The 6903-nt window shown below is 30.7% G+C and carries 6 protein-coding genes; 4 read left to right on the forward strand and 2 right to left on the reverse strand.

Annotated elements, in window-relative coordinates; genetic code table 11:
• Positions 1-55: 55 nt before the first annotated feature.
• Positions 56-1003 carry an FG-GAP repeat domain-containing protein gene (locus ACJDUH_RS04070; RefSeq protein ID WP_406763878.1) on the reverse strand — a complete coding sequence of 316 codons (948 nt, stop codon included), beginning with the start codon at positions 1001-1003 and terminating at the stop codon, positions 56-58.
• A gap of 122 nt (positions 1004-1125) precedes the next feature.
• Between ACJDUH_RS04070 and ACJDUH_RS04075 the strand changes: the two genes are divergently transcribed.
• Positions 1126-2352 (forward strand): ABC transporter substrate-binding protein, encoded by a 1227-nt coding sequence (locus ACJDUH_RS04075; RefSeq protein ID WP_406763879.1) that lies wholly within the window; start codon positions 1126-1128, stop codon positions 2350-2352.
• A gap of 55 nt (positions 2353-2407) precedes the next feature.
• Here ACJDUH_RS04075 and perR read toward each other — a convergent pair whose 3' ends face one another.
• Complete coding sequence (gene perR / locus ACJDUH_RS04080) at positions 2408-2842, reverse strand: transcriptional regulator PerR (protein WP_406763880.1); 435 nt, start codon at positions 2840-2842, stop codon at positions 2408-2410.
• 214 nt (positions 2843-3056) lie between these two features.
• Between perR and ACJDUH_RS04085 the strand changes: the two genes are divergently transcribed.
• The 3 genes from ACJDUH_RS04085 (at position 3057) to ACJDUH_RS04095 (ending at position 6740) form a co-directional block, all read left to right on the forward strand.
• Entirely contained in the window at positions 3057-4433 is a 1377-nt protein-coding gene (locus ACJDUH_RS04085; protein WP_406763881.1) for a PhoH family protein, read from the forward strand.
• A 205-nt stretch (positions 4434-4638) separates the two neighbouring features.
• Positions 4639-5664, forward strand: a complete 1026-nt coding sequence (locus ACJDUH_RS04090; protein ID WP_406763882.1) for a phosphodiester glycosidase family protein — start codon at positions 4639-4641, stop codon at positions 5662-5664.
• Positions 5665-5690: 26 nt separating this feature from the next.
• The gene (locus ACJDUH_RS04095) at positions 5691-6740 is read left to right on the forward strand and encodes a hypothetical protein (protein WP_406763883.1); all 1050 of its coding nucleotides are present in this window, start codon (positions 5691-5693) and stop codon (positions 6738-6740) included.
• The last annotated feature ends 163 nt before the right edge of the window (positions 6741-6903 follow it).

The following is a 6903-nucleotide window of genomic DNA, read 5'->3' on the forward strand; positions in this document are numbered from 1 at the left end:
GAACCCCCCATCCCCCTTGGGACCGTGAATAACGGTCCCTTTTGTTTTATAGATATTAATTTAATGTTATAGCAATTATTTTGAAATAATTTGAATCATCTGACTTTCCCTCAGGTCTTAAGTAAACATTTAAGGTATAATTTCTTGTTTTGCCTATGCTAATATTTGAAACTGCTTTAAAGTTTAGAGTCCAGGTAACATCGGTGATTATTCCATTTTTATCTGACTTACTATCCTTAAATACGCTGTTTTGGAAGGAATATGTATTTTGTTCACCAGCTAGTCTCCCAATTACTGAAAGATCTTGTCCATTTAAACCAGGATAAAATATATTTGCAGGACTATTAGACTCGCTCTGAGGCAGACCTTCTATGTATTTAATAAAGGAATATATTGTATCTTTTCCTAAAAAATTATCTTTGTAGTTGAATACAATATTCTCAAGTTTACCTTTATCATACATAAACATATAGCTAGATAGTTCTATTTTATTTCCTACAATTTTTCCTGTTAGAAATTTTGGCGTTTTATTATTACTGCTGTCGCAGAAGCCTATGATGTTGTTGGAACTGCAAAAAATATCATTGAATTTACTTCCGTTCCAGAAAAATATGTGCTGCAGCGAAGTATCCTTTTGGTTAGACTGAATAAAAATCTCAGGAATTTTATCTCTTGTAATATCCATTAGAGTTATCTTAAGAGGATTAAACTCATCGTAAATACCTGTTGTAGCAAGCTTTTTATCAGGCTCTAGATAAAAACTTTTATCTCCTGTATTTACTTCCAAGTAATACTTGTCCTTTTCGGTTTTAATATAAAGTATATCTTTTTTGCCATCACCAGTTAAATCTGCTTGTATCATCTTGTTATTACTAACTAAGGTGTTAAAGGTTTCAGTTGTTTTCTTAGTAAAAAGAAGAATAATAAATAAGATGATTAGTATTATTGATAAAATAATATAGTAGATATGTTTTTTCTTTAGAAAAATTACCCTAAATTTCATATAATTCACCTCCACTTTAATTATATGAAGCAATTATATATTTAATTATTTTACATAAAATAAATATAATTTATATTAAAAGGTTAATTAGCGATGGAAATGAGGAAAGGAGGTAAGTAACGTTGAAAAGTAAAAATATATTTATTATCATATTAGTTATTATTTTTGTTTTTCCATGCTTATCATGTCAGAAAAAGAATAAAGATAATAATGAAAAAAATTTAAACATCTATATTGACCTTAAAGATAAAAGTGCTATTAATATAATAAAATTCTTGACTGATGAATATAAAAAAGAAAATCCAGATGCTAAACTTAAAATAAATGATGTGCTCGGAGCAGATAATATAGCAAGCGACATAAGTAAAGGCACAATGGCAGATTTAATAATAACATCAAGAAACACAATGATCGAACTGTCAGAAAAGGGTTTAATAAGTGACATGGCACAATATTACGAAAAAAATAAAATTAATGATAAATTTTATAATATTATTCCTTCTTATGGCAGAGTAAGTGACAAATATTATGGTATATCAATACTACCTTTCTCTTTTGAAGTATATTATAATTCTGATGCACTTAATAAACTTGGAATAACACCACTTACAAATATTAAAGACATTTTGAATATTGCAAAAAGGCTAAATGATAACAATGTGAAAATTCCTGTGGTAGTCCCAGAAGACCTAGATATAAACTTAATGTTATCTTCTATTATAGCAAGCAATACAATAAAAATTCCAAGATTAGATTCAATTTATGACAGTAAGGATGAATATAGAAGACTTAATGATATGCAAACTATTTTCAGTTCTATAAATAATATGGTAAAGATTAGCTCCATTAATAAAAATTTATTTGAACTTGGTAATGACAGCAGCTTTACTGCCTTAGCAAAGGGTAATATACCATTGGTAATTAGTTATTCCTATTACTTTAATAAAATTAAAGATGAGAATGTCAGCTTAATAGAAAATTATATTGTTACTCCAAATAAGAAAGAAAATATACCAGTAATAGTAAATAGTCTAATATGCATGCCTTCAAATGGGAAAAACTCTGAAGAGGCGGGCAAATTTGTAAAATATGTAATAAGTGATGAAACTCAGAAAATGTTAAGTAAAAAAGATTATATTACTAGCAGTAAAAAAACAAATGAAAATCTAGTTGGTACCTCCCAGGTTGTTGCTAAGCATTTGTCTTTAGGAGATGATAATAGTATAATTTATACTTATAGTCTGCCTAATAAACTTCACAGCATTATTTCAGGTAAAATAGATAATATATTGCAGGGAAAATATACTGGCAATGAGTGGCAGGATATAATTAATGAAGCTTATAAATAAAAAAACAGATATGTAGGATTATTTCTACATATCTTTTATTTTCCAAATAAAAATATTATTCTTCGTAATTATTAGTAGGTTTATTTTGACATCCTTTGCATAACCCGTAAAAGTATACTTGATTAGTTAAAACTTCATAATCTGTATGAGATTTAATGGTCTGATTTAAATCGGATAAGCAGAAGCCTTCTATATCATCAACTCTACCACAGCTTAAGCATTGTATATGAGAATGATCACACATATTACCGTCGTATCTGAAGTTTCCTTCTCCTACATTTAATTCCTGAATCAATCCAACTTCAACAAGCGTTTTAAGAGCTTTGTAAACTGTAGCTAAGCTCATTGTACTGTATTCAGGTTGAAGGGCTTTATAAATAACTTCAGCTGATGGGTGCTCTTTTGTAGCTTTAAGATATTTGTATACTGCGATCCTCTGAGGAGTTAGTTTTAGCTTCTTATCTTTAAAAACTTCAGTCAAATTATCCATTGGTTCACATCCTTATTAAGTAATTAGTTATATTATATAATAAATATTATTCTTTGTCAAAGAAAACTCACTTGAATCATAGTTTTGATAATTAAAGCATATTATTTTTTAACAGTATATTAATACACAAATTAGCAACTAATCATATTATATTAATAATATATATTTTTCTCAATACTTAATTATTATGCCTGATGTAAAGGAGGACAATATTTTGAAAAAAACCTATGTATTAGATACAAATGTCATTTTGTATTCGCCAAACGCACTTTTCTCATTTGGCAACAATGATGTTGTAATTCCTGAGGTGGTTTTGGAGGAACTGGACTCTTTTAAAAAGGATAAAAGTGATTTAGGTTCCAATGCTAGACATGCTGCTAGAATTTTAGATAAGCTAAGGAAAGAAGGTAAGCTTAACAAGGGCATTGAGCTTCCAAGCGGAGGGAAGCTGAGGGTGGAAATGAATCATTTTGATACTGAAATTCCTCAGTCCTGGAGCAGGCATAAGGCAGATAATAGAATAATACAGGTCTGCAAGGGCTTAATGGAGAAGGGGAATGAGGTTTGTTTAATTACCAAGGACATATTTGAGAGAATAAAAGCTGATATTGTAGACATTGATTCAGATGATTTCTATGAAGAACTAGTACCAGAATATGAAAGTCAATATACTGGAAGAATAGAAGTTTTTACTGCATCAGAAAAAATAGATGAGTTTTATCAAAAAAAATATATGGAAGCAGAGGATTTACTGTGCTACGGAGCAGAAGAAGATGATTATTACTTACCTGAACTTATAATAAATCAGTTTTTAATCATACATGCTATAAATAATCCAAGAAAAAGTGCCTTAGGCAGATATGATGGAAAGTTAGTTATACCTCTATTATTTAAAGAAATGAATCCACTAGGAATAGCAGCAAGAAATGTAGGCCAAAAATTTATTCTAGAAGCTTTATATATGGATGCAGATAAGGTACCTCTAGTAATAATAAAAGGGCCTGCAGGAACAGCAAAAACTTTATTTTCCTTAGCAGTTGGACTTCAAAAGGTGATGGAGGAAAATTCATGTCAGTACAGAAAAATTTTGGTATGCAGGCCTAATGTTACTATGGATGAAGATATAGGATTTTTACCGGGTACCGAGCAGGAAAAAATATCTCCGTTTATGAGACCTATTTTTGATAATCTTCAAATACTTGTGGATTCAGATGAAAAGGAAAGGTACAAAAATGAAAAAGAATTAGATGATAAGGTTAGAGAATTATTTGATAGAAAGATAATAACTACTGAAGCCGTAGCTTATTTAAGAGGAAGGTCTATTGTGAAAAATTGGGTAATAATTGATGAAGCACAAAATTTATCTCCAAAACAGGTAAAGGCTATAATAACAAGGGTAGGAGAAGGAACAAAGCTTATACTAATTGGGGATCCTGAGCAAATAGACCAGCCTTTCTTAGATTCAAGATCTAACGGGTTATGTTACGCAGCTGAAAGAATGAAGGGAAGCGAGCTGTGTTGTCAGGTGAGCTTAAAATACGATGAGTGTGAAAGATCACCTTTAGCCTATGAATCCTCAAAAAGATTATGATAAGTTTTAGGGGTTGTTTTAAGCAACCTCTTTTTAATTTACAAATTTAATAAGAATTTAAAATTCTTTTACATATTTACTTTAGAAATACTATTTTAAATTGGATTGTTTTATAGTAGAATTATTAATGTATTTGTATGAAAGATAAAGCGAAAATCACATAGTATATATAAATATGTAGAAAAGAGAAAGGATGTTACTGAAAATGACTACTAAGGGTAAAGGTAATAAGAAAGAAACGAAGAAAAAATTTTCATGGAAATTTTTAATAATGTTCATTATATTTGAAATAATTTTTACTGGTGTAACTGGGCCATTTCTCCTTTATTATGGGCCTTTTCAAAATGTGAAAAAATCAATGGTCAGTGCAATAATGCAGACTAAAACTCATCAATATTTAGCTACTACTTTCCTTTCAAAAGACAGTATTAGCAAAATATTAAATAGAGATGCAAATAATTTAGGCTCATGGACTACCGGAAGTACTGCTGATGAGCAGCTAAATGATGTCAAGATTTCTAGTAGCCATGACGATACAATTACAAGATACGATATTCCAGGGAAAAAATGGTCTGGTGCCTACATGCTGGAAATAAAAGATCCATCTAGAATCAAAGTTGGCTATACGAAAAAACTTGGTAAAGAAGGACAAAGAACAAGCCAGATAGCTGAAAATAATAATGCCATAGCAGCAATTAACGGAGGAGGTTTCACTGATAAATCCTCTGATGGTAAAGTTTGGGCTGGAACAGGAGGAACTCCATTAGGTTTTGTTATTTCTAATGGAAATGTAATATATAATGATATGTCTGAAAACGAAAAAACAAGCGTTATGGCTATGTCAAGTGATGGCCACTTAATAGTTGGACAAAAAAGTCTTACCGACTTAAAAAAGGAAAAAGCAACTCAAGCAATTGCCTTTGGACCAGCTCTTATTGTTAATGGTCAACTCCAAAAGGGATTAGATGCAGGACCAAATCCAAGAACTGCTATTGGACAGAAACAAGACGGAACAATATTACTGCTTGTTATTGACGGTAGGCAAGGTATAAAGCTTGGGGCCAGCCTTCAGGACGTTCAGCAGATAATGCATCAGTTTGGTGCATGGAATGCTACAAATCTTGATGGAGGATCTTCTTCTACCATGTATTATGACGGAGAAGTTATTAGTAATCCTAGTGATCCACTAGGGGAAAGGTCTGTAGCCACTGCTGTATACGTTGAGAGATAAGTTATAACTTATTCAAGGAGGGAATTATGAATAACTTTAAAAGGATAGTTACTTGGATTGTAATTTCTTTGATTTTACAGTCTTCTGTACTTTTATATTTAGATAAATATTATTTCGTAACTGAAACGAATTTCCAAGCTAAAAAGGTAGATGATAGTAAAAAAGTTGTTGTAAAAAATGTAAAAATAAATGTACCAAGTAGTGCAACAAAATTAAGCGTTTCCTTTGATGGAAAATATTTAGCTTATTATGAAAATGAGGTTTTGAAAGTAGTTAACACCCAGACAGGAGAATTAAAAGAAGTAAACTTTGATCAAAATATAAAATTATCCTATTATAAATGGCAGGCAGATGTTGATAATCTGTTAATTGCTGAAAAAAAGACTACTTCAAATGGTGATTCAATAAAGTTATCAAGATATGAGCCTCAAAAGGATAAAAAAATAGATATAAATAATGATAATAAGGGTAATCCAGTATTTATTTCCTTACCAGATAAACAGTCAGAAGTTCAGGATTTAGAATTTAGTGCTATTACAAATATGATATACGCTAAGATTGGACACAGTGGAAGCAGAAATAGTATTTATTCCATAGATGTAATGGCTCGAATGAATAAACTAAAGATTAATAGCTATTTTACTGGTAATATAGTAACCTTTAGAACTGATTCAAGAATGGCCTACGAGAATTTAACATATCATAAAATATATGTTACTGGTATCCAAAATCCTATAAGTATAAAAGGTGTAACAAGCCCAGCTCTTCTTGCCACTGATGAAGAGGATAATTTATATATAGGTAAACGAGAAGGCGGTAATATTACAAAGATATACTATGGAAATATAAATGAAAGTACAAGTAACTGGAAAAGTATAGATCTGAAAAATCCTGCAAAGGCTGAAGATATATATGTTACAAGCAATGGTAAAATTTATACTAATGATAATCTTAAGGGTATAGTTTATAATATTTCAGAAAATAAAGAAATACAATATGATGGACAATTTTTGCAGATATATAATGCTGGTGTATATTCTGTATCTGAGGGGATATTAAGTAAAAAAACCTTTTAATATGGAGGTTAAAGCCCTAAATGGGCTTTAACGGGTAACTTGTGAGCGGATGCGAACATCTTAAGTTACCCAGTGGGCGGAGCCAAAGCCCTAAATGGGCTTTAACGGGTAACTTGTGAGCGGATGCGAACATCTTAAGTTACCCAGTGGGCGGAGCCAAAGC

This window comes from Candidatus Clostridium radicumherbarum, from assembly GCF_045310525.1.
Taxonomy (GTDB): domain Bacteria; phylum Bacillota; class Clostridia; order Clostridiales; family Clostridiaceae; genus Clostridium_AT; species Clostridium_AT radicumherbarum.

Coding starts and splice junctions, on each gene's coding strand:
- ACJDUH_RS04070 (WP_406763878.1), bottom strand. CDS start 1,003: ATGAAATTTAGGGTAATTTTTCTAAAGAAAAAACATATCTACTATATT.
- ACJDUH_RS04090 (WP_406763882.1), top strand. CDS start 4,639: ATGACTACTAAGGGTAAAGGTAATAAGAAAGAAACGAAGAAAAAATTT.
- ACJDUH_RS04095 (WP_406763883.1), top strand. CDS start 5,691: ATGAATAACTTTAAAAGGATAGTTACTTGGATTGTAATTTCTTTGATT.
- perR (WP_406763880.1), bottom strand. CDS start 2,842: ATGGATAATTTGACTGAAGTTTTTAAAGATAAGAAGCTAAAACTAACT.